The organism is Streptomyces sp. NPDC002730, assembly GCF_042888805.1.
In the GTDB taxonomy this organism is placed as follows: Bacteria; Actinomycetota; Actinomycetes; order Streptomycetales; family Streptomycetaceae; genus Streptomyces.
Genome location: NZ_JBIAQG010000004.1, coordinates 269,007 through 291,150, shown reverse-complemented (window position 1 = coordinate 291,150; position 22,144 = coordinate 269,007). Strand labels below are relative to the sequence as shown.

Annotated in this window: 14 protein-coding genes; 6 read left to right on the top strand and 8 right to left on the bottom strand. The window is 69.3% G+C overall.

The genetic code is table 11. The features are described 5' to 3' along the window. Positions 1-166: 166 nt before the first annotated feature. Complete coding sequence (gene paaK / locus ACFYXH_RS12495; RefSeq protein ID WP_389562044.1) at positions 167-1,453, top strand: phenylacetate--CoA ligase PaaK; 1,287 nt, start codon at positions 167-169, stop codon at positions 1,451-1,453. Here paaK and ACFYXH_RS12490 read toward each other — a convergent pair. Next, a complete protein-coding gene (locus ACFYXH_RS12490) occupies positions 1,440-2,942 on the bottom strand; it encodes an acyl-CoA synthetase (protein WP_389562043.1) in 1,503 nt (500 codons plus the stop codon). The two genes, paaK and ACFYXH_RS12490, sit on opposite strands and share 14 nt — an antisense overlap. 84 nt (positions 2,943-3,026) lie before the next feature. Here ACFYXH_RS12490 and ACFYXH_RS12485 point away from each other — a divergent pair, with 84 nt between their 5' ends. Further along, positions 3,027-5,465, top strand: a complete 2,439-nt coding sequence (locus ACFYXH_RS12485; protein ID WP_389562042.1) for a penicillin acylase family protein — start codon at positions 3,027-3,029, stop codon at positions 5,463-5,465. A 138-nt stretch (positions 5,466-5,603) separates the two neighbouring features. Here ACFYXH_RS12485 and ACFYXH_RS12480 read toward each other — a convergent pair whose 3' ends face one another. Next, positions 5,604-7,202: an acyl-CoA synthetase gene (locus tag ACFYXH_RS12480; RefSeq protein WP_389562041.1), complete on the bottom strand. Its 1,599-nt coding sequence runs from the start codon at positions 7,200-7,202 to the stop codon at positions 5,604-5,606. Continuing rightward, on the bottom strand, positions 7,199-8,308 hold the full coding sequence (locus ACFYXH_RS12475; RefSeq protein ID WP_389562040.1) for an NAD(P)H-dependent flavin oxidoreductase: 1,110 nt from the start codon (positions 8,306-8,308) through the stop codon (positions 7,199-7,201). Before ACFYXH_RS12475 ends, ACFYXH_RS12480 begins: the two co-directional genes overlap by 4 nt. Before the next feature lie 151 nt (positions 8,309-8,459). On the opposite strand from ACFYXH_RS12475, the gene ACFYXH_RS12470 reads away from it, so the two are divergent. Next, entirely contained in the window at positions 8,460-10,295 is a 1,836-nt protein-coding gene (locus tag ACFYXH_RS12470) for a serine hydrolase (RefSeq protein ID WP_389562039.1), read from the top strand. 18 nt (positions 10,296-10,313) lie between these two features. Here the strand turns inward: ACFYXH_RS12470 and ACFYXH_RS12465 are convergent, their stop codons facing one another. The 3 genes from ACFYXH_RS12465 to ACFYXH_RS12455 are packed head-to-tail and all read right to left on the bottom strand — an operon-like array spanning position 10,314 to position 15,058. Further along, positions 10,314-11,846, bottom strand: a complete 1,533-nt coding sequence (locus ACFYXH_RS12465; RefSeq protein WP_389562038.1) for a phytoene desaturase family protein — start codon at positions 11,844-11,846, stop codon at positions 10,314-10,316. A 33-nt stretch (positions 11,847-11,879) separates the two neighbouring features. Next, on the bottom strand, positions 11,880-14,132 hold the full coding sequence (locus ACFYXH_RS12460; protein ID WP_389562037.1) for a tetratricopeptide repeat protein: 2,253 nt from the start codon (positions 14,130-14,132) through the stop codon (positions 11,880-11,882). Then, the gene (locus tag ACFYXH_RS12455) at positions 14,114-15,058 is read right to left on the bottom strand and encodes an oxygenase MpaB family protein (protein WP_389562036.1); all 945 of its coding nucleotides are present in this window, start codon (positions 15,056-15,058) and stop codon (positions 14,114-14,116) included. The genes ACFYXH_RS12460 and ACFYXH_RS12455 overlap by 19 nt, the downstream gene beginning before the upstream one ends. 348 nt (positions 15,059-15,406) lie before the next feature. On the opposite strand from ACFYXH_RS12455, the gene ACFYXH_RS12450 reads away from it, so the two are divergent. Together ACFYXH_RS12450 and ACFYXH_RS12445 are read left to right on the top strand one after the other, a co-directional pair. Further along, positions 15,407-17,236: a glycoside hydrolase family 15 protein gene (locus ACFYXH_RS12450; protein WP_389562035.1), complete on the top strand. Its 1,830-nt coding sequence runs from the start codon at positions 15,407-15,409 to the stop codon at positions 17,234-17,236. Positions 17,237-17,407: 171 nt separating this feature from the next. Further along, complete coding sequence (locus ACFYXH_RS12445; RefSeq protein ID WP_389562034.1) at positions 17,408-18,853, top strand: glyceraldehyde-3-phosphate dehydrogenase; 1,446 nt, start codon at positions 17,408-17,410, stop codon at positions 18,851-18,853. Positions 18,854-19,133: 280 nt separating this feature from the next. On the opposite strand, the gene ACFYXH_RS12440 is transcribed toward ACFYXH_RS12445, so the two are convergent. After that, positions 19,134-19,865: an SDR family NAD(P)-dependent oxidoreductase gene (locus ACFYXH_RS12440; RefSeq protein ID WP_389562033.1), complete on the bottom strand. Its 732-nt coding sequence runs from the start codon at positions 19,863-19,865 to the stop codon at positions 19,134-19,136. A gap of 95 nt (positions 19,866-19,960) precedes the next feature. On the opposite strand from ACFYXH_RS12440, the gene ACFYXH_RS12435 reads away from it, so the two are divergent. Beyond that, complete coding sequence (locus tag ACFYXH_RS12435) at positions 19,961-20,809, top strand: LysR family transcriptional regulator (RefSeq protein ID WP_389562032.1); 849 nt, start codon at positions 19,961-19,963, stop codon at positions 20,807-20,809. A 123-nt stretch (positions 20,810-20,932) separates the two neighbouring features. Here ACFYXH_RS12435 and ACFYXH_RS12430 read toward each other — a convergent pair whose 3' ends face one another. Further along, positions 20,933-22,123 carry an acyl-CoA dehydrogenase family protein gene (locus tag ACFYXH_RS12430; RefSeq protein WP_389562031.1) on the bottom strand — a complete coding sequence of 397 codons (1,191 nt, stop codon included), beginning with the start codon at positions 22,121-22,123 and terminating at the stop codon, positions 20,933-20,935. Positions 22,124-22,144 lie beyond the last annotated feature (21 nt).

Here is a 22,144-nt window from a genome sequence, read left to right as displayed (position 1 = left end):
ACCTGGATCAACGCCCCAGCGATGGGCCTACACCCGGAGCGCATCGTGCGGGGCCCGAGATTTCTGGGAATCAACCCCTTGCGAGGAGACGGGACGGGCTGGATTACTGATCCCGGAACAGCACGACCGAATGATCGGTCGTCCGGTTTGGGACGGGAGTATCCGAATGACGGACCTGCTGGATGCGGCGGAGCGGCTCAGTCGCGAGGAGCTCGAGGCGCTGCAGCTCGAGCGGCTGCGGGCGACCTTGCGCCATGCGTACGAAAACGTCGGCTTCTACCGGTCGGCCTTCGACAAGGCGGGGCTTCGTCCCGAGGACTGCCGCACGCTCGCCGATCTGTCCCGCTTCCCGTTCACCGCCAAGACCGATCTGCGGGACAACTATCCGTTCGGGATGTTCGCGGTGGAGCAGTCCGAGGTGCGGCGGATCCATGCCTCCAGCGGGACGACGGGCCGTCCGACGGTCGTCGGGTACACCGAGCGCGATCTGGACACCTGGGCGGACGTGGTGGCCCGTTCGATCCGCGCCGCAGGTGGCCGGCCCGGCCACAAGGTCCATGTGGCGTACGGATACGGGCTGTTCACCGGCGGCCTAGGCGCGCACTACGGCGCCGAACGCCTCGGCTGCACGGTCATCCCGGCCTCCGGCGGCATGACCTCGCGCCAGGTGCAGCTGATCCAGGACTTCCGGCCCGAGATCATCATGGTCACCCCTTCGTACATGCTCACGATCCTCGACGAGTTCCAGCGGCAGGGCGTCGATCCGCGTACCACCTCTCTCAAGGTCGGGATCTTCGGCGCGGAGCCGTGGACGGAGGAGATGCGGCGCGAGATCGAGGAGCGGTTCGCTATCGACGCCGTCGACATATACGGCCTGTCGGAGGTGATGGGGCCGGGCGTGGCGCAGGAGTGCGTGGAGACCAAGGACGGGCTGCACATCTGGGAGGACCATTTCTACCCGGAGGTCGTCGATCCCTTCACCGGTGAGGTGCTGCCGGACGGAGACTCCGGTGAGCTGGTCTTCACCTCGCTCACCAAGGAGGCCATGCCGGTGATCCGGTACCGGACGCGGGACCTGACGCGGCTGCTGCCGGGTACGGCCCGGGTCTTCCGGCGGATGGAGAAGGTGACCGGGCGCAGCGACGACATGGTGATCCTGCGCGGAGTGAACCTCTTCCCGACCCAGATCGAGGAGATCGTGCTGCGTACGCCGCATGTCGCCCCGCATTTCCAACTGCGGCTGACCCGCGAGGGCCGTCTCGACGCGCTGACCGTACGGGCCGAGTCGCGGCCGGAGGCGACGTCCGAGCAGCGTGCGGCCGCCGCGCGGGCGGTCGCGGCGGCCGTGAAGGACGGCATCGGAGTGTCGGTCGACGTCGAGGTGGTCGACCCCGGGACGCTGGAGCGTTCGGTCGGCAAGATCAAGCGGATCGTGGATCTCAGGACGAATTGAAGCGGTCCCTCAGCTCGCGCTTGAGGATCTTTCCGCTCGCGTTGCGCGGCAGCTCGTCCACGAACAGGACCTTCTTCGGGGCCTTGAAGTGGGCGAGCTTCTCACGTGCGTGGTCGATGAGTTCGGCTTCCGTCACCTCACCGCGCGCGACGACAACGGCGGTGACGGCCTCGATCCAGCGTTCGTCGGGCAGGCCGATGACCGCGGTCTCCGCGACGGCGGGATGGGTGTAGAGGACGTCCTCGACCTGTCGCGAAGCGACCAGTACTCCCCCGGAGTTGATGACGTCCTTCACCCGGTCGACGACCGTGAAGTACCCCTCGGCGTCCCGGACCGCGAGGTCACCGGAGTGGAACCAGCCGTCACGGAAGGCCTCTTCGGTCTCCTCCGGCTTGTCCCAGTAGCCCTCACAGAGCTGCGGGGAGCGGTAGACGATCTCACCGGCCGTGCCGTCGGCGACCTCCTTGCCGCTCTCGTCGACGACCTTCGCCTCGACGAAAAGGACGGTCCGTCCGCAGGAGTCCATCCGGCCCTCGTGCTCGTCCGGGCCGAGAACGGTGGCGAGCGGGCCGATCTCGCTCTGCCCGAAGCAGTTGTAGAAGCCGAGACCGGGCAGCCGCTCGCGGAGCCTCTCGAGCACGGGCACAGGCATGATCGACGCGCCGTAGTACGCCTTGCGCAGGGCGCCGAGGTCGCGGGTGGCGAACTCCGGGTGGTTCGACAGGCCGATCCATACGGTGGGCGGTGCGAAGAGACTGTCGGCACGGCCTGCTTCGACGAGGTCGAAGATCCGCGTCGCGTCGGGCGCGTCCAGGATGGTGTTCTCCGCGCCGACCGCGAGGTACGGCAGCAAAAAGACATGCATCTGGGCGGAGTGATAGAGCGGCAGCGAGTGGACGGGCCGGTCGGTCTCCCGCAGATCGAGGGCGGCAACGGCGCTGACGTACTCGTGGACGAGCGCCCGGTGGGTCATCATCGCGCCCTTGGGCAGGGCGGTGGTGCCGGAGGTGTAGAGCAGCTGGACCAGGTCCTCGGTCCCCGGCTCGCGCTCGGGTGTGAAACTGCGGGGCGTACGCAGCTCGGTCAGCAGCGAGTCGTCCGTGTCGCGCAGCGGCCTGACGGGCAGTCCGGCCGGCAGCCGCGGCGCGAGGTCGGGGTCGGCGAGGACGAGAGCGCTGCCCGACTGCTCGATGATGTACGCGAGGTCGTCGCCGGTGAGGTTCTGGTTGACCGGGACATGAACGAGCCCCGCACGGGCGCAGCCGAGGAAGCCGATGAGATACGCGTCGGAGTTGTGGCCGTAGGAGGCGACCCGCTCCCCCGGTCGCAGGCCATGGCCGGTCAGGACGGCCGCCGCCGTGGTGACGGCGGCGTCGAGTTCGGCATAGCTCCAGGTCCGGTCCGCGTAGCGCACGGCGGTGCGGTCGGGGGTGCGCCGTGCGCTGCTTCGCACACCGGCGTCGACTGTGTTGCTGCGTACAGCTGTCATGGCGCGATCCTGGGCGGCGGCGACCGGCCGGTCAAGTGTTGGATACCGAACGGGATGTTGACACCGCCTGCCCCGGCTGACTGCATGGACCAACCAGCTTTCACCGCAGTCACGTTGGGAGGCACGTTGCTCTTCCGCACCCGCCTGAGACGGCTCGCACTCACCTGCACAGCCCTGGTGACCGCAGCCGCCGCGCTGCCGCCGACCGCGGCCGCCGATTCCCGTGACCGGCCCGGCCGGCATCCTTCCGGCGGCGGTCTGTCCGCCGTCATCCGCTACACCGAGCACGGCATTCCACACATTGTCGCCAGGGACTACGCGAGTCTTGGCTTCGGCAGCGGCTGGGCGCAGGCCGCCGACCAGGTGTGCGTACTCGCCGACGGCTTCCTCACCGTACGAGGCGAGCGCTCGCGCCACTTCGGCCCGGACGGGGCCCCGGACGGCTCGCTCTCCTCGGCGACGAAGAACCTCTCCAGCGATCTCTACTTCCGCGGTGTACGGGACGCGGGCACCGTCGAGAAGCTGCTCGCCACTCCGGCTCCGGCCGGTGCCGGCAGACAGGTCAAGGAACTGATGCGGGGCTGGGCGGCCGGTTACAACGCCTGGCTGAAGCAGAATCGCATCACCGATCCGGCCTGCAGGAACGCCGACTGGGTCCGGCCGGTGACCACGCTCGACGTGGCCCGGCGCGGCTTCGCCGTATCGGTACTCGGCGGGCAGGGGCGCGGCATCGACGGCATCACCGCGGCGCAGCCGCCCGGTACGACCCCGGTCGGCGCACCCGACGCCGCCGGGACGGCCAAGGCCGCGCGGGAGCTGTTCGCCGCCGGGAACGCCGACATGGGCTCCAACGCCGTCGCGTTCAGCGGCAGTACAACCGCCAACGGTCGAGGACTGCTGATCGGCAATCCGCACTACCCGTGGCAGGGCGGCCGCCGCTTCTGGCAGTCGCAGCAGACCATCCCCGGTGAGCTGAATGTCTCCGGCAGCTCGCTGCTCGGCACCGCCGTGGTCAACATCGGCTTCAACGACAAGGTCGCCTGGAGCCATACTGTCGCGACCGGTGTCACGCTGAATCTGCATCAGCTGACGCTGGATCCGGCCGATCCGACCGCGTATCTGGTGGACGGGAAGCCCGAGCGGATGACGAAGCGGACCGTGAGCGTCCCGGTCAAGGACGGCGCACCCGTGACCCGTACGCAGTGGTGGACGCGGTACGGACCGGTCGTCACCTCGCTCGGTCCGACGCTGCCGCTGCCCTGGTCCGCCACGACCGCGTACGCGCTCAACGACCCCAACGCCACCAATCTGCGCGGCTCCGACACCGCCCTGGCCTTCGGCAAGGCGCGCTCCACGGACGACATGGTGAAGGCGCTGAAGCGCACCCAGGGTCTGCCGTGGGTGAACACGATCGCCGCCGACTCGAAGGGACACACGCTCTTCTCGCAGTCGCAGGTGCTGCCCCGGATCACCGATGAGCTGGCGCAGCGCTGCTCCACACCGCTCGGCAAAGTGACCTATCCGGCGTCGGGGGTTGCCGTACTGGACGGCTCGCGCGGCGACTGCGCGCTCGGCGCCGACAAGGACGCTGTGCAGCCGGGCATCTTCGGTCCGTCGAAGATGCCGACGCTGAAGTACGCGCCGTATGCGGAAAACTCCAACGACAGCGCCTGGCTGGCCAATGCCGACCACCCGCTGACCGGTTACGAGCGGGTCTTCGGCTCCATCGGCACGCCCCGTTCGCTGCGCACCCGCGGCGGCATCGAGGATGTGGCGGCGATGGCGGACAAGGGTCGACTGACCGTCTCCGACCTGCAGAAGCAGCAGTTCGCGAACCGTGCGCCCGCCGGAGATCTGGCCGCGGCCGACACGGCGAAGGCGTGCGTGGCGCTGCCCGGCAAGGGTGCCGATCTCGCCCAGGCCTGCGATGTGCTGGCGGCGTGGGACCGGACCATGAACACCGGCAGCCGGGGCGCGCTGCTCTTCGACCGGTTCTGGCGGGGGCTCACGGCGAGGGTGCCGACGGCGCAGTTGTGGAAGGTGCCGTTCTCGGCGGCGGATCCGGTGCGTACGCCGAACACGCTCAACACCGCAGCGCCCGGCTTCGCGCAGGCCCTGACAGCGGCGGTCGCCGAGCTGCGTACGGCCGGTATTCCGCTGGACGCGCCGCTGGGTGAGCACCAGTTCGTCGTACGGAACGGGAAGCGGATCCCGGTGCCGGGCGGTACGGAAGGTCTCGGCGTCTGGAACAAGGTCGAGCCGGTGTGGAATCCGGCGGGCGGTGGCTACACCGAAGTGGTGACCGGTTCGAGCCATGTCCAGACGGTCGGCTGGGACGGCGGGCGCTGCCCGGTGGCCCGCACCCTGCTGACGTACTCCCAGTCGTCGAACCCCGCCTCCCCCTACTACAGCGATCAGACCGAGCTGTTCTCGGGCGAGCGCTGGGTGACATCGCGGTTCTGCGAGCGGGACATCCTGGGCTCGCCGGAGCTGCGGGTGGTGTGGGCGCGCGAGCGCAGGTGACCGACTGATTCGACGGGCCGGGCTGCGGGCTCACGGCGAGGAACACGAAGGCGGAAGGCGCCGGATGTGTCCCGCCGGGAGCACCGTGACCCGGCCGGCCCAGCACGACCTTGAGGTGGTTGCTGCCCTCCCTCCGCCTCATATGCCCCGATCGTGGCCCTCCCAGTACGGGGCGCGCAGGCGTCGTTTGTAGAGCTTGCCGTTCGGGTCGCGCGGCATGGCCTCGATGAAGTCCACCGTCTTGGGACGCTTGTAGGCCGCCAGTTGCCGCTCACAGTGGGCGAGGATGTCGGCCGCCAGTGCGTCGCCGGGCTGCCGGCCGTCGGCGGCCTCGACGACCGCCTTGACCTCCTCGCCCCAGTCGGCGTGCGGGATACCGAAGGCGGCCGCGTCGGCGACGGCGGGATGGGTGAGCAGCGCGGCCTCGATCTCGGCCGGATAGATGTTGACACCGCCCGAGATGATCATGTCGATCTTGCGGTCGCGGAGAAAGAGATAGCCGTCCTCGTCGAGGATCCCGAGATCCCCGACGGTGAAGAAGTCGCCGATACGGTTCTTCCGCGTCTTGGCCTCGTCCTTGTGGTAGCTGAAGCCCCCGGTGCTCATCTTCATGTAGACGGTGCCCAGTTCGCCGGGCGGGAGCCTGTTGCCGTCGTCGTCGAAGACGGCGAGTTCGCTGATGGGCCAGGCCTTGCCGACGGTGCCGGGCTTCTTCAGCCAGTCCTCGGCGGTCGCGAACGCGCCGCCGCCCTCGCTGGCCGCGTAGTACTCCTCGACGCAGTTGCCCCACCAGTCGATCATCGCCCGCTTGACGTGGTCGGGGCAGGGGGCAGCGCCATGGATGGCGTGCCGCATGGAGCTCACGTCATAGCGCTCCTTCACCGCGTCGGGCAGCGCGAGCAGCCGGTGGAACTGCGTCGGGACCATGTGGGTGTGGGTGCACCGGTGGGCGTCGATGAGGCGCAGCATCTCCTCGGGCGTCCACTTGTCCATCAGTACGAGCTGATGGCCGATGTGCAGGGCGGCGCCCGCGAACTGGAGTACGGCGGTGTGGTAGAGCGGCGAACAGACGAGGTGCACATTGTCGTCGAACGGCTTGATGCCGAAGATCCCGAGGAAGCCGCCGAGATGCGTCTCCTCGGGGAGCTTTCCCGACAGTGGCCGACGGATACCGCGCGGCCTGCCGGTGGTGCCGGAGGTGTAGTTCATGACCCAGCCGAGCGCTCGGTCCTCGGGCACGGACTCGGGCTGTCCGTCGAGGAGTTCGGCGTACGGGCGGAAGCCGCCGATGCCACTGATGCCGCCGACGACGCCGCCCACGGCGTAGCGGTGGCTCGCGGGCAGCTTCGCCTCGTCGGCGGCGGCCGTCGCGGCGGCCGCGAACCGCTCGTGCGCGATGAGCACCTTGGCGCCGGAGTCGGAGACGATCCAGGCGATCTCGGGTCCGACGAGATGGTGGTTGACGGGCACCAGATACAGACCGGCCTCGGATGCGGCGAGATACGCGGTGAAGAGCTCCACGCCGTTGGGCAGGACGATGGCGAAGGCGTCGCCCTTCTGCAGTCCGGCCGCGCGCAGTCCGTGGACGAGCTGGTTGACGGCGGCGTGCAGCCGGCCGGCGGTCCATGCCTCGCCGTCCGGTGCGATCAGGATCGTACGCTCCGGGTCCGCGGCGGCCAGGGCCCAGAACCCTCCCCCAGACTCCGTCCGGGGGGACCCCCCTGCCCGTTCGGTCATGACTGGCTCCTTCCGGCGATGCGGTTGATGCGGTCGACGGCGCGCTCGAAGCCGCTGGTCAGCTCGTCGAAGACCTGCTGGACGGTGCGCTCGGAGTTCATCCGGCCGACGATCTGGCCCACAGGTGTGCCGAGCAGCGGGGCCACTTCGTACTTCTGGATACGGGAGACGGCGTCGGCGACGAGCAGCCCCTGCAACGGCATGGGAAGGGTGCCGGGACCGCTCGGGTCGTCCCAGGCATCGGTCCACTCGGTGCGCAGCTGGCGGGCGGGTTTGCCGGTCAGGGCGCGGGAGCGGACGGTGTCGCCGGAGCCCGCCGCGAGGAGTTTGGCGGTCAGCGCGCGGGAGTGCAGGTCCGCCTCCGTGGTGGTGAGCCAGAGCGAGCCGAGCCAGGCGCCCTGCGCGCCGAGTGCGAGTCCGGCGGCGATCTGTTCGCCGCTGCCGATGCCGCCGGCGGCCAGTACGGGAAGGGGATTCACGGCCTCGACGACCTCGGGGACGAGCACCATGGAGGCGATTTCGCCGGTGTGTCCGCCCGCTTCGTAGCCCTGCGCGACGACGATGTCGATACCCGCATCGGCGTGGTGCCTGGCGTGCCTGGCGCTCCCGGCGAGGGCCGCGACCAGGACGCCCCGGTCGTGGGCGCGCTGTACGACATCGGCGGGCGGTGAGCCGAGCGCGTTGGCGAGCAGCTTGATCGGATAGTCGAAGGCGACGTCGAGCTGATTGCGGGCGACCTGCTCCATCCAGCCGGTGATGCGCCAGCCGGAGGCCTCACCCTCGGGGAGTTCGGGGACGCCGTGCTTGGCGAGGGTGTCTCTGACGAACTGCCGGTGCCCTTCGGGGATCATCGCCTCGACGTCGGCCTCGCTCACACCCTCGACCTTTTTGGCGGGCATGACGACATCGAGGCCGTAGGGCTTGCCGTCGGTGTGCTCGTGCAGCCAGTCGAGGTCGCGTTTGAGATCGTCGGGCGCGGTGTAGCGGACCGCGCCGAGCACGCCGAAACCGCCCGCCCGGGTGATGGCGGCGGCCACCGCGGGGAATGGCGTGAAGCCGAAGATGGCGTGCTCGATCCCCAGTCTCTTGCTCAGCTCCGTCTCCATGGGCGGCAGGATGCCGCAGACCGGCAGACGAAGGAAGAGATTTTCTGATGCTGTGTCAGATTCTTTGAGGTGGTTGACAGCACCAGGACCTCGCAAGAAAGTTTCACTGCTGATCGAGATCCCGAAAGATACTTTCAGGAGAGGGTTCCGTATGACAGAGGACGCAGCGGGCAGAGGGATCAGCCGGCGGAGGCTGGGCAGCGGGGCTCTGGCGCTGGGCGGGGCGCTCGCGCTGGCGCCGATTCCTTTCGCTGAGGCGGCGGGGGCGTCGGGCCCGGGTGGCGGCTCGGGCTCCGGCCCCGGTGGCGGCTCGCGCTCCGGTCACGGTTCGGCGCGGCCGACGCTGCGGCGCGGTTCCGCCGAGCGGGCCGGGCTGCTCCCCGGCCGACTGGACCAACTCGTCACCGACGCGAAGAAGTTCCTCGGCCCCTCCCCCAAGTACCCCTGGTACGCGGGTGCCGTACTGCTCGCGGGGCGCGGCGGCACGGTGGCGCTGCACGAGCCGATCGGCAAGGCGGTGCGCTACTCGGCCTACGACGAGAAGACCGACACGGCCGTGGAGTTCCCGGCGGACCGGCAGATCTCGATGGCCGAGGACACCGTCTTCGATCTGGCGTCCGTCTCGAAGCTGTTCACCTCGATCCTCACCGTGCAGCAGATCGAGCGGGGCACGCTCGGCCTTGAGGCCAAAGTCGCCTCCTACCTCCCGGATTTCGCGGGCGCGGGCAAGCAGGACATCACCGTGCGCCAGCTGCTGACGCACACGTCCGGATTCCGCGCCTGGATTCCGCTGTACAAGGAGCCGACCCGGGAAGGGAAACTCCGGCTGCTGTGGAACGAGGCGCCGGCCAGTCCGCCCGGCACCAAGTACCTCTACTCCGACCTCAATCTGATCTCGCTGCAGCTGATCCTCGAGGAGATCACCGGTCACACTCTGGATGTACTGCTCCGAAACGAGATCACCGCTCCACTCGGGATGCAGCGCACGCGATACAACCCGCCCGCCTCATGGAAACCGAGGATCGCCGCCACCGAGGACGCCCGGCTGCCCTGGTCGGGGCTCGACCGCGGTCTGGTCTGGGGCGAGGTGCACGACGAGAACGCATACAGCTTCGGCGGCGTCGCGGGCCATGCCGGAGTCTTCTCCTGCGCCTGGGACCTCGCGATCCTCGCCCGCACCCTCCTCAACGGCGGTGTCTACGGACGCTCCCGCATTCTGTGCGCGTCGTCGGTGGAGCTGATGTTCACCGACTTCAACACCGCCTTCCCCGGCGACGAGCACGGCCTCGGCTTCGAGCTCTACCAGCACTGGTACATGGGAGCGATGGCCACGCCACGCACCGCGGGCCACACCGGCTTCACGGGCACCAGTCTGGTCCTCGACCCGAGCACCGACTCGTTCCTGATCGTGCTGGGCAACTCCGTGCACCCGGTGCGTGGTTGGCGCTCGGGCAGCGCCCCGCGGGTCGCCGCCGCCAACAACATGGCCCGTGCGGTCGCCGTCCGCCCGGAGCACGGCCGCACCGCCTGGTTCTCGGGCATGGCGGGCTCCACCGCCGCCACGCTGACCCTGCCCCCGCTCGCCCTCGCTTCGGAGCGGGCGCGGCTTCGGTGTTCGCTGTGGTGGGACACCGAGCCGGGCTCGGACGCGCTGTTCCTGGAGGCGTCGGCGGACCAAGGAGCGACCTGGCGGCCGGTGCCGTTCACGACCGTACACAAGGGGGCCGAGCCGCAGCCGCACCCGACGGGCTCGGTATCCGGCTGGTCCGGTCGTGTCTGGCACTGGCTGACCGCGGACCTGTCGGCCTGGCGCGGTTCCAAGGTGCGGCTGCGCTGGCGGTATGCGACCGACCAGCTCTATGTCGGCCGCGGCGTCTATGTGGACTCGATCCGCGTCGAGGACCGCGGACGCCCGGTCTTCAACGAGGGCAGACCCGCGGACGCCGCCCTGATCGAGGCGAACGGCTGGACGGTGTCCCGGGACTGACGAACCATCAGAACGATGTCACCGGCCCAGTGCCGCCATCGCGGCGTTGTGTCCCGGCACACCGCTGACCCCGCCGCCGCGGACGGCGCCCGCCCCGCACAGCAGCACATTGGCGTGCGCCGTCTCGACCCCCCAGCGCCCGGTGGACTCGGTGGCGTACGGGAAGGCGAGGTCGCGGTGGAAGATATGACCGCCGGGCAGCCGCAGTTCCCGTTCGAGGTCGAGCGGGGTCTTCGCCTCGATACAGGGCTCGCCGTTCTCGTCGAGCGCGAGGCAGTCGGCGATCGGCTCCTCCAGATAGGCGTCGAGCTCGGCGAGGGTGGCCGTCAGCAGCTGGTCACGCGTCCCGTCGTTGTCCGCCGCGAAGAGCCGGGCAGGGGTGTGCAGCCCGAAGAGGGTCAGAGTCTGGTAGCCCTCGGCCGCGAGCTCAGGGCCGAGGATCGACGGGTCGGTCAGTGAGTGGCAGTAGATCTCGGACGGCGGCGCGCCCGGCAGCCGGCCGTCCGCGGCCTCCCGGTACGCGGTCGCCAACTGGCCGTAGCCCTCGGAGACATGGAAGGTCCCGGAGAACGCCTCGCGCGGGTCGACGGAGCGGTCCCGCAGCCGCGGCAGCCGGCGCAGCAGCATATTGACCTTGAGCTGGGCGCCCTCTGCGGCGGCGGGCGGCTCATCGCCGAGCAGCGAGGCAAGCTCCTGCGGCGAGGCGTTCACCAGGACCTGCCGGGCCGCGACGGTGCCCTCGGCGTCCTGGGAGCGGAAGGTGATCTCGGCCCGTTCGCCGTCGGTCTCGATACGGGACACCTCGTGCAGGGTGGCGATCTCCGCGCCGGCCGCCGTGGCCGCGCCCGCCAGCGCGTCGGTCAGCGCGCCCATGCCGCCCACCGGCACGTCCCAGTCCCCCGTCCCGCCGCCGATCACGTGGTAGAGGAAGCAGCGGTTCTGGAGCAGCGAGGGGTCATGGGCGTCGGCGAAGGTGCCGATCAGGGCGTCGGTCAGCACCACACCCCGGACGAGATCGTCGGCGAACCGCTTCTCGATCGCGACGCCGATGGGCTCCTCGAAGAGCGTCCGCCAGGCAGTCTCGTCGTCGATGTGCGCGCGCAGCGCCTGACGCGTGGGCAGCGGCTCGGTGAGGATCGGGAAGACCCGTTCGGCGACCTTGCCGGTCATCCCGTAGAACTCCTGCCAGGCCGCGTACTCGCTGTCGCCGCCGGTGAGTGCGGCGAACGACTCCCGTGTACGGTCCCCGCCCACGAGCAGGCCGGCGCCGCCCTTCGGCGTGTAGGAGGAGACGGTGCGTTTGCGTACGGCGAAGTTCAGACCCAGCTCGCGCACGATCTTGTCCGGCAGCAGCGAGACCAGGTACGAGTAGCGGGAGAGCCGGGCGTCGACCCCGGCGAAGGGCCGGGTGGAGACGGCCGCTCCCCCGGTGTTTCCGCGGCGCTCCAGGATGAGGACGGAGCGTCCGGCACGGGCGAGGTAGGCGGCGGCGACCAGGCCGTTGTGGCCGCCTCCGACGATCACTGCGTCGTACGAGGTGTGTGCGGGCATGGCCGGACCCTAACGGCTGATCGCCCGCAGCGGTCAGACCCCCTGCGCGCCGCGCTGCTGCCGCAGGGCCGCCACCCGCCGGTACAGGTCGACCGCCTCGGCGTGGCGACCGAGCTGCTCCAGGCAGTGGGCTTCGTCGTTGCGGCTGGCCAGCGCGTCGGGATGGTTCATTCCCAGCACCCGCTGCCGGGCCTCGGCCACCTGTCCATAGACAGCGAGGGCGTCCGCCCAGCGTCCCAGCCAGCCGAGCCCCACGGCGACTTCGCGGCGGCTGATGAGGGTGTCGGGGTGGTCGGCGCCCAGGATCCGTTCCCGCAGCGCGCACACGTCGCGCGACTCGGTGAGGGCCTCTTCCCAGCGGGCGAGCCGGCCGAGGTTCACACCCAGACCGTGGCGGGCGCGCAGGGTTTCGGGATCGGCGGGACCGTGCACGCGGGTGCGGTCGTCGACGAGGTCGCGGTAGAGCTCCAGGGCCTCCGCGCTGCGGCCGAGCCGTCCGAGGCTGATGCCGACCTCGTAACGGGCGGCGAGCGTGTCGGGGTGATCGGCTCCCAGCGCCTGGGCGCGCGCGACGGCCACCTCGCGGTAGGTCTGCAGCGCCTCCGTCCAGCGGCCCAACTGGCCGAGCGCATAGGCGACTTCATATCTCGTTACCAGGGTGTCGGGGTGGCCCGCGCCGAGCACGCGGCCGCGGGCGGCGGCGACGTCGTACGCCATCCGGTACGAGTCCTCCAGCCGTCCCAGCCTGCTGAGGTTGAAGGCGAGGTTGTGCCTGCAGCGCAGCGTGTCGGGATGCTCATGGCCGATGGTGCGCTCGCGGGAGTCGAGGACCGCCGCGTAGACCTGATGGGCCTCGAAGTGCCGCCCGAGCTGGCCGAGGACGTACGCCATCTCCTGTCGGGCGGCGAGGGTCTCGGGATGGTCGGCGCCCATGGTCCGCTCGCGTCCGTCCGCGACCCGGCCGAACTCCCGCAGCGCGTCCGCGGCACGACCGGTCCTGCTCAGCGTGAAACCGACCTCGTACCGGCTGGCGAGGGTGTCCGGGTGGTCGGGGCCCAGCAGGTGCTCGCGCTCGACGGCGACCGATCGATGCACCTCGCCGGCCTCCTCCCAGCGGCTCAGCCGGCCGAGGCTGAGGCCCGCGTTGTGCCGGCTGGCGAGGACGGCGAGCAGCTCCGGCGGCGGGGTGGGCCGCTCGGGCCGGGCCTGGACCGGCAGCGCGGGGCCGCCGCGCGGATCGGTGTACGTGGTCCACTCACCGGTCAGGCCGGCGGTGTGGTCGGGCAGATCGGGCCGCACGGTCGCGGTGCCGTTCGCCTTGTGGCCGGTGGTCATACCGCGGGTCCAGGACGGGAGCCGCGGCTCGCGGGATGGCGGCTGCTCGGGGCGCTGCAAGGGCTCTTCGGTGTGCGCGTGGCCCTGGTGCGGCCTGCCCTGGTGCGGGGAGGCGCCGAACCGGCGGCGGACGTCCTTGGCGTCGGTGGGCCGCTCTTCGGGTGTCTTGGCGAGCAGGTCGAGGACGATTTGCTGGAAGAACTCCGGGATCTCGGCCCGGTGGGTGCGGAGCGGTTCCGGTGGCGTGTCGCGGTGCCCGACGAGCACCGCCCAGGCGTCGTCGTGGTCGAAGGGCGGGACACCGGTGGCGATCTCGTACAGCACACAGCCCAGCGAGTAGAGGTCGCTGCGGTGGTCGACATGGTCGCCGCTGATCTGCTCGGGCGACATGTAATGCGGGGTTCCCATGGCGATGCCGGTGCCGGTGAGCCGGGAGGTGAAGCCGATGTCCGCGCCGAGGCGGGCGATGCCGAAGTCGCAGATCTTCACCGTGCCGTCGGTGAGCCGCATGATGTTGGCGGGCTTCAGGTCGCGGTGGACGATGCCCTGTTCATGGGTGTAGGCGAGGGCGTCGGCGACCTGCTCGGCGATGTCGACGACGTCGGGCACCGGCAGCGGATGCTGTTTGTTCTCCTCGAGCAGCTGGCTGAGGTTGCTCCCCTCCAGCAGCTCCATGACCAGGTACAGCACCCCCTCGTACTCGCCGAAGTCATGGACCACGGTCACCCCGCGGTGCTGGAGCGCGGCGGCCACCCGCGCCTCGCGGCGGAAGCGCTCCCGCAGGACCCGGGTGAAGGACTGGTCGTGCTGGGGTCCCATCGGCTTGAGGCATTTGACCGCGACACGCCGCCCGAGCGATTCGTCGCGGGCCCGCCACACCTCGCCCATGCCACCGCGCCCGATGACATCGAGCAGCCGGTACCGGCCTTGGATCAGCCTGGATTCCGCCATCGCGTGCTATCGCCCCCGTCGCTTCCCTGCGCCCTCCCCGGCCCGTCCAGTATGGCCTCCTGTCTGCGGAGTTTGTACGGGGCCGGGCGCGCGCCGGGGCCGAGTCGCGCCATCGCTTTCAAGATGTGACCTGGCGGCAGTTGCCAGCGGAGACGGGAGGGAATGCAGCGCAACAGGTTGCCGGTGGCGCTGAGCTGATGCGTGACGCGCTCAGCGGCGGGGGCGGGTCTGCCGTAGAGCTGATGGGCGTAAGGGGGCAGCGCGTTGTACGCGAGTGCGGCCACACGCCGCCACAGCAGTTCGCGCGCCGGGACGAGGAGGGCGTTGATGGGTGGCCGCTGGAGAAAGTCGTCCACGTCGTGCGCCTCGGGTCCGGCGGCGAGCTCGGGGCGGACCACGTCGAAGTACTTCGCGAGCTGGGCGGTGGAGGCGGGCACGTCGGCCGGGTCGAGGCCGACCAGGCGTGCGCCTTCACGTTGTTCGGCAAGGTAACGGTCGGCCTGTGCGTCGCTGATCGGGAGACCGGAGCGGCGTGCGACATCGAGGTAGGAGCCGACCTCGGCGCAGTGCACCCACAGCAGCAGCTCCGGCTCGTCGACGCCGTAGCGCTCGCCCGTCGCGGGATCGGTCGCCTTGAGGCGGGTGTGGATGCGGCGGACCCGGGCGCCCGCCCGCTCGGCGGCCGCGGCGGTGCCGTAGGTGATGGTGCCGACGAAGTTGGCCGTACGCATGAGCCTGCCCCAGGCGTCCTTGCGGAAGTCGGAATTCTGCATGACTCCGCGTACGGCACGGGGGTGCAGCGCCTGGAGGTACAAGGCGCGCACCCCGGCGACCCACATCATCGGGTCGCCGTGCATCTGCCAGGTGACGGAATGGGGTCCGAAGAGCCCCGGGTCGGCTTCGCTCAGGTCGTCGGCTTCACTCATGTGCGACTCCTTGAGATACATGTCATCTGCCCGGAGTGCTGACGTGCAGACGACGCCTGCTGTGCAACCGCGAGGATCTGACGCCGGGGCGTCAGAAGTCCATCATCCCGTTCATCCCGTACGTCAGATCGAAACGGGTCGCGTTGAGGTCCTTGAGCGTCGCCGCGATCTTGCGGGCTACTGTTTGGGGCGATCCCTGCTGCAGGCCCGGTCCTGACCGGCGTCATGCCAGGTCAGACTCGGTGATGTGATGGTGGAGCGCTACTGGGCTGCGATGGCATCCGCAGCCGTGGAGATCTACCATCACGTGTAGGCACTATGCGCCCCTGCGGTCGTAGGGAGGCCGATATGGCGGATGCCGGATTCGGACAAGTGGGCCTCTCGCCCTACCTGCCGATCGCCGAGCACGGCCTTATCGGCGATCTTCACAGTGCGGCGCTCGTGGGCACCAACGGCACCATCGATTGGTATTGCTGCCCGCGCTTTGACTCACCGAGCGTGTTCGCCTCCATTCTGGATGCGAACCGGGGCGGATCGTTCGAGCTGGCCGCCGAGGTGCCGACGAGAACCCGGCAGTTCTACTTTCCCGACACAAACGTTCTTATCACGCGGTTCTTCGCCTCCGACGGGGTGGCTGAGATCCAGGACTTCATGCCGGTCACCGACGACTCCGGCTCGGTGGCCCGGCACCGGCTGATCCGGCGGGTGATCTGCGTTCGGGGAACGCTCCCGTTCACAGCGCGGGTGGCTCCCCGCTTCGGCTACGGGGCCGAACCGCATTCCGCGCAACTGCAGGGCAACGACGCACTGTTCCGGTCCGAGAACCTGTCGTTGGCGCTCACCGCCACCACGCCACTGGAGTGCGACGGCCTGGACGTGTGGTCGCACTTCAAGCTCCTCGAAGGCGAGTCCGCGGTGTTCGCCCTCGACCAGATCAGTGACGACGTCATCCCGCGAGCCTGTCCCCAGGCCGAGGCGGAGGACCAGTTCGAGACAACGGTCAGGTTCTGGCGCAACTGGCTGGCCGGCTCGCGCTACCACGGACGCTGGCGGGAGATGGTGCACCGCTCCGCGCTCGTGCTGAAGCTGCTCACCTACGCGCCGACGGGTGCGATCGTGGCTGCCCCGACGACCAGCCTGCCCGAGCTGATCGGCGGCGAGCGCAATTGGGACTACCGGTTCGTATGGGTCCGTGACGCCGCCTTCTGTGTCTACGCCATGCTCAGGCTGGGCTTCACCGGAGAGGCCGAGGCGTTCATGGGCTTCCTGTCCGAGCGGGGCATCATGCGTGGCAGCGGACCCGCGGGACCGCTGCAGATCATGTACGGAATCGACGGGCGCGGCGAGCTGCCCGAGCGTGAGCTGCCCCACCTCGAGGGCTACCTGGGGTCCGCCCCGGTACGGGTGGGAAATGCCGCCACCGGCCAGCTCCAGCTGGACATCTACGGAGCACTGATCGACTCCGTATATCTGTACGACAAGTGGGGACAGCCCATCAGCAGCGATCGGTGGGAGGAGCTCGGGGTTCTGGTGGACTGGCTCTGCGCCCACTGGGACCAACCCGACGACGGCGTGTGGGAAACACGCGGGGGCCGCAGGAACTATCTGTATTCGCGGCTGATGTCCTGGGTGGCGATAGAACGAGCCATCCGGATGGCGAACCGCCGCGGCCTGCCCGCGGACCACCGCCGGTGGCGGCAGACCCGTGATGCGATCTACCGGCAGATCATGCAACGCGGCTGGTCCCCCGAACGAGGGGCGTTCGTTCAGCACCTCGACGACCACGTACTCGATGCCTCTGTGCTGATGATGCCGATGGCCAAATTCATCGCACCCACCGACCCCAAATGGCTCGCGACCCTGGACGCGCTCACCGCGGACCTGGTGTCCGACTCACTGGTCTACCGCTACGACCCGGAAGCCAGCCCGGACGGCCTCCGGGGGGCCGAGGGCACATTCTCGATCTGCTCCTTCTGGTACGTCGAGGCGCTCGCCCGCGCCGGACGGCTGGAGGAGGCCCGGCTGGCCTTCGAGAAGATGCTCACCTACGCCAACCACGTCGGCCTGTACGCCGAGGAAATCGGACTGACCGGCGAACAACTCGGCAACTTCCCCCAGGCGTTCACCCACCTCTCACTGATCAGCGCCGCGTTCAACCTCGACCGTGCCCTTGGCTGACAGGCCGTCATCGCTGGGCACCGGCCGGTCCGCGCCGCATCCCCGCGCCCCCGTCGAGCGGGTCCCGGTGTGGCGGCCCGATCCCGGCATCCCGCTCAGGTGGCACCGGTTGAATGATCAAAATGGCGGGGGGTTAGCATATGAGCACCGCCTAGCTCGAAAGATAAACCTGTGACTGTCAATGACGACTCGTTCACCAACTGGAAGAACCGCGAGGAGATCGCGGAGTCGATGATCCCCATCATCGGGAAGCTGCACAGGGAGCGGGACGTCACGGTCCTGCTTCACAGCCGCTCCTTGGTGAACAAGTCGGTGGTCAGCATCCTCAAGACCCACCGATTCGCCCGGCAGATCGCCGGTGGAGAACTCTCGGTCACCGAGACGCTGCCCTTCCTGCAGGCCCTCACCACGCTCGATCTCGGCCCTTCCCAGATCGACATCGGCATGCTCGCCGCGACGTACAAGGCCGACGACCGCGGTCTCTCGGTGGAGGAGTTCACCGCCGGGGCCGTCGCCGGCGCCACGGGTACCAACAAGATCGAGCGCCGCGAGCCGCGCGACGTCGTCCTCTACGGGTTCGGCCGCATCGGTCGCCTCGTCGCCCGCCTGCTCATCGAGAAGGCCGGCTCCGGCAACGGCCTGCGACTGCGTGCCATCGTCGTCCGCCAGGGCGGCGACCAGGACATCGTGAAGCGCGCCTCGCTGCTGCGCCGCGACTCCATCCACGGTCAGTTCCAGGGCACGATCACCGTCGACGAGGCGAACAGCACGATCATCGCCAACGGCAACGAGATCAGGGTGATCTACGCCAACGACCCGTCTGAGGTCGACTACACGGCGTACGGCATCAAGGACGCCATCCTCATCGACAACACCGGCAAGTGGCGCGACCGCGAGGGCCTGTCGAAGCACCTCCGCCCCGGCGTCGACAAGGTCGTCCTGACCGCGCCGGGGAAGGGCGACGTCCCCAACATCGTGCACGGCGTCAATCACGACATGATCAAGCCGGACGAGCAGATCCTGTCCTGCGCGTCCTGCACCACCAACGCGATCGTCCCGCCGCTGAAGGCGATGGCCGACGAGTACGGCGTCCTGCGCGGCCACGTGGAGACCGTCCACTCGTTCACCAACGACCAGAACCTGCTGGACAACTACCACGCGGCCGACCGCCGCGGCCGCTCGGCGCCGCTCAACATGGTCATCACCGAGACGGGTGCCGCCTCCGCCGTCGCCAAGGCGCTGCCCGACCTCAAGGCAAGGATCACCGGCAGCTCGATCCGCGTCCCGGTGCCGAACGTCTCGATCGCGATCCTCAACCTGCGCCTCGCGCGCGAGACCACCCGCGAGGAGGTCCTCGACCACCTCCGCAACGTGTCGCTGACCTCGCCGCTCAAGCGCCAGATCGACTTCATCAGCGCCCCTGACGCGGTCTCGAGCGACTTCATCGGCTCGCGCCACGCCTCGATCATCGACGCCGGCGCCACCAAGGTCGAGGGCGACGACGCGATCCTCTACCTCTGGTACGACAACGAGTTCGGCTACTCCTGCCAGGTCATCCGCGTCGTCCAGCATGTATCCGGGGTGGAGTACCCGACCTTCCCGGTCCCGGTGGTCTGATCTGGGCGGACTGTCCGATCCGGTGTCCTGTCGGGGAAGGGCAGGCCGCTGTGACTGATTCCCCATGATGGCTGTCAAACAGTCGGCGCTGGGCGGAACCGCGGACGGAGAAGATCCGGCGCGTGTCCGCCAGACCGTCGAGCTGTCAGTCCTAGCTGACGCTTGTGATCACGGCAAGGATCTTCGGATCGGCGCTGCCAAAGCAGAGCCTTCAACGACACGGTTTGTCCCCGACTCGGGCGAAGCCGCCTCACCTGGTGGGTGATGACCGCCGTGCGCATCACCAGGGCACTATGCCGGCGTCGTCGAAGAACTGGCCGGTCGGGCCGTCGTCGGGCAAGGTCGCGAGTTTGATGGCGATCGCCGCGCCCTGTTTGGGGGTGCGCACGCCGCGGAAGCCGTTGAGGTCGGTCGCGACGTAGCCGGGGCAGCCGGCGTTGATCAGGATGTTCGTGCCGCTCAGCTCCCGGGCGTACTGGAGGGTGACTGCGTTCAGGAACGTCTTGGACGGCGAGTACGCCACGGCCACCGGACCCGCCGTCTGCTCGGCAGCGGTTCCTGACTGCCGGGTGAGGGAGCCGACACTGCTGGACATGTTCACGATCCGCGGTGCAGCAGAGCGGCGCAGCAGCGGCATCATCGCGTTGGTGACACGGATGACGCCGATCACGTTGGTCTCCACGACCGTCCGGATGGTGGCGGGATCGACCCGGGTGGGCTCCTGCGGTATACCGCCGGCGATGCCGGCGTTGTTGACGAGCACGTCGAGACGCCCCGCCTGTTTCTCGATCAGCCGTGCGGCGGCGGTCGCGCTCGCGTCATCGGTCACGTCCAGTGGTACGCCGAACGCGTCGACGCCGGCCGCGCGCAGTCTTTCCACCGCGGCCTTACGGTGCTGATCGTCGCGTGCGCCGACTCCGACGCTCCAGCCGAGGGCGCCAAGGCCCGCGGCGATCTCGTAGCCGATTCCCTTGTTCGCGCCGGTGACCAGCGCAATCGTTCGTTCACTCATGGGGACCATGCTGTCCTCGGACTCCGGCTGGGGTCCAAGACCGATCGGGTGGGCGACGATACCGTCCGGGTATTGATCCGGGGTAGCGTGGTCGTATGGAGACCCGGGAACTGCGCTACTTCGTCGCGGTCGCTGAGGAGTTGCACTTCGGGCGCGCCGCGCGGCGGCTCGGCATCGCGCAGCCGCCTTTGTCACGGGCGATCCAGCAGCTCGAACGCAGGCTCGGGGCAGCGCTGCTGGATCGGACCAGCCGCACTGTCGCACTGACCGAGGCCGGTTCGGTGCTGCTGGCCGAGGGCCGCGCGGCCCTCGATGCGGTCGACGCTGCTGAACGCCGGACCCGCCGCGCTGCGCTTGCCACCACCGGCCGTCCTGGCCTGGTCCTGGTCACGAAGGCCAGCGCGTCCAGAGAGCTGCTGGCGAAACTGCTCGACGCGTACGCCGCCGAACCCGGGGCGGTCCCGGTCGAGGTCATCCTGTGCGGGCCGGCCGAGCAGGAACGACTCCTGCGCGAGGGCCGGGCCGACGTGGCGCTACTGCACCGTCCGTTCGACTCGACGTCCGGGTTCGACACCGAAGAACTCAGCACGGAAGGCCAGGTTGTGGTCCTGCCGGCTGGGCACTCGCTCACCATCCGGGCCCATGTGCACATGGCCGACATCACCGGGCTGCCGGGCCTGCCCCTGCCACGCTGGCCCGACCCCGACGGCACCTACCCGCCCGGCCCCGGCCCGCAGGTCCGAGACCACGCGCAGCTGTTGCAGCTCGTCGCGCTCGGCCGTGCCTGCGCGGTCTCACCGGAGTCGTGCCGAGCCCAACTGCATGGTGACCTCGCGGCAGTGCCCGTGCTGGACGCGCCGACAGTCACCACCGTGATCGCCTGGCCACCGCACAGCCGGTCCAGAGCCGTCGCCGACCTTGTCCGGACTGCGACACGTCTCTAGTAGTTCCAACATGCCTGGCCAGGTTCCACCTATCGCGTGCCGGCTCAGCCAGCGCTCCAGAGTGTTGATCTTGATGCCAACTATCCCTCTTTTGTGCCAACTATAATTCTTCGCCACACGGCATCAGCGTCGTACCCGCGGCATCCCCAGTCCGATCCACGAGATGATCTCGCGCTGGATCTCGTTGTTGCCGCCGCCGAAGGTGAAGATCACGGCTGAGCGGTAGCCGCGCTCCAGCTCGCCGTGCAGGACCGCCCCGGCCGAGCCCTCCTTGAGGGCGCCTGCCGCGCCGACGACCTCCATCAGCCAGGCGTACGCGTCACGGCGTGCCTCGGAGCCGTACACCTTGACGGCGGATGCGTCCTGCGGGGTGAGGCTGCCTTGCTCGACGGCGCCCACCATCTGCCAGTTGAGCAGCTTCATTGCGTCGAGCTTGGTGTGGGTCTGCGCGAGCCGCTTGCGCACCCAGCCGAGGTCGATGACGCGGCGGCCGTCGGCGAGCTTGGTCTCGGCGGCCCAGCGCTGGACGTCGTGGAGCGCGCGGATGGCCATGGTGCCGTGGGCGGCGAGGGTGACGCGTTCGTGGTTGAGCTGGTTGGTGATCAGACTCCAGCCCTTGTTCTCCTGGCCGACACGGCGGGAGGCGGGCACCCGGATGTTCTCGTAGTAGCTGGCGGTGGTGTCGTGCGAGGCGAGCGTGTTGATGATGGTGCAGGAGTAGCCGGGGTCGGAGGTCGGGACCAGCAGCATGGTGATGCCCTTGTGGGGCGGTGCGTCGGGGTCGGTGCGCACGGCGAGCCAGACCCAGTCGGCGGTGTCGCCGTTGGTGGTCCAGATCTTCTGGCCGTTGACCGTGTAGTGGCCGGTGTCCTCGTCGCCCTCGCGTACCGCGCGGGTCTTGAGAGCCGCGAGGTCGGTGCCCGCGTCGGGTTCGCTGTACCCGATCGCGAAGTCGATCTCCCCGGAGAGGATCTTCGGCAGGAAGTACGCCTTCTGCTCGTCCGTGCCGAACTGCATGATCGTCGGGCCGACGGTGTTCAGCGCCATCAGCGGCAGCGGTACGCCTGCCTGGGCGGCCTCGTCGAAGAAGACGAACTGTTCCATGGGGCTGAGGCCGCGGCCCCCGTACTCCTTGGGCCAGCCGACACCGAGCCAGCCGTCCGTGCCGAGGCGGCGGATCGTCTCGCGGTAGAAGCGCTTCTGCGCGCCGGGGTCGGCGTATCGGGCGTGGACGTTGTCCGGCACCAGGTCGGTGAAGTAGGTGCGCAGTTCGGCGCGCAACTGCTGCTGCTCAGGCGTGTATTCGAGGTGCACAGCCCCTCCAGGAGTCTCGCG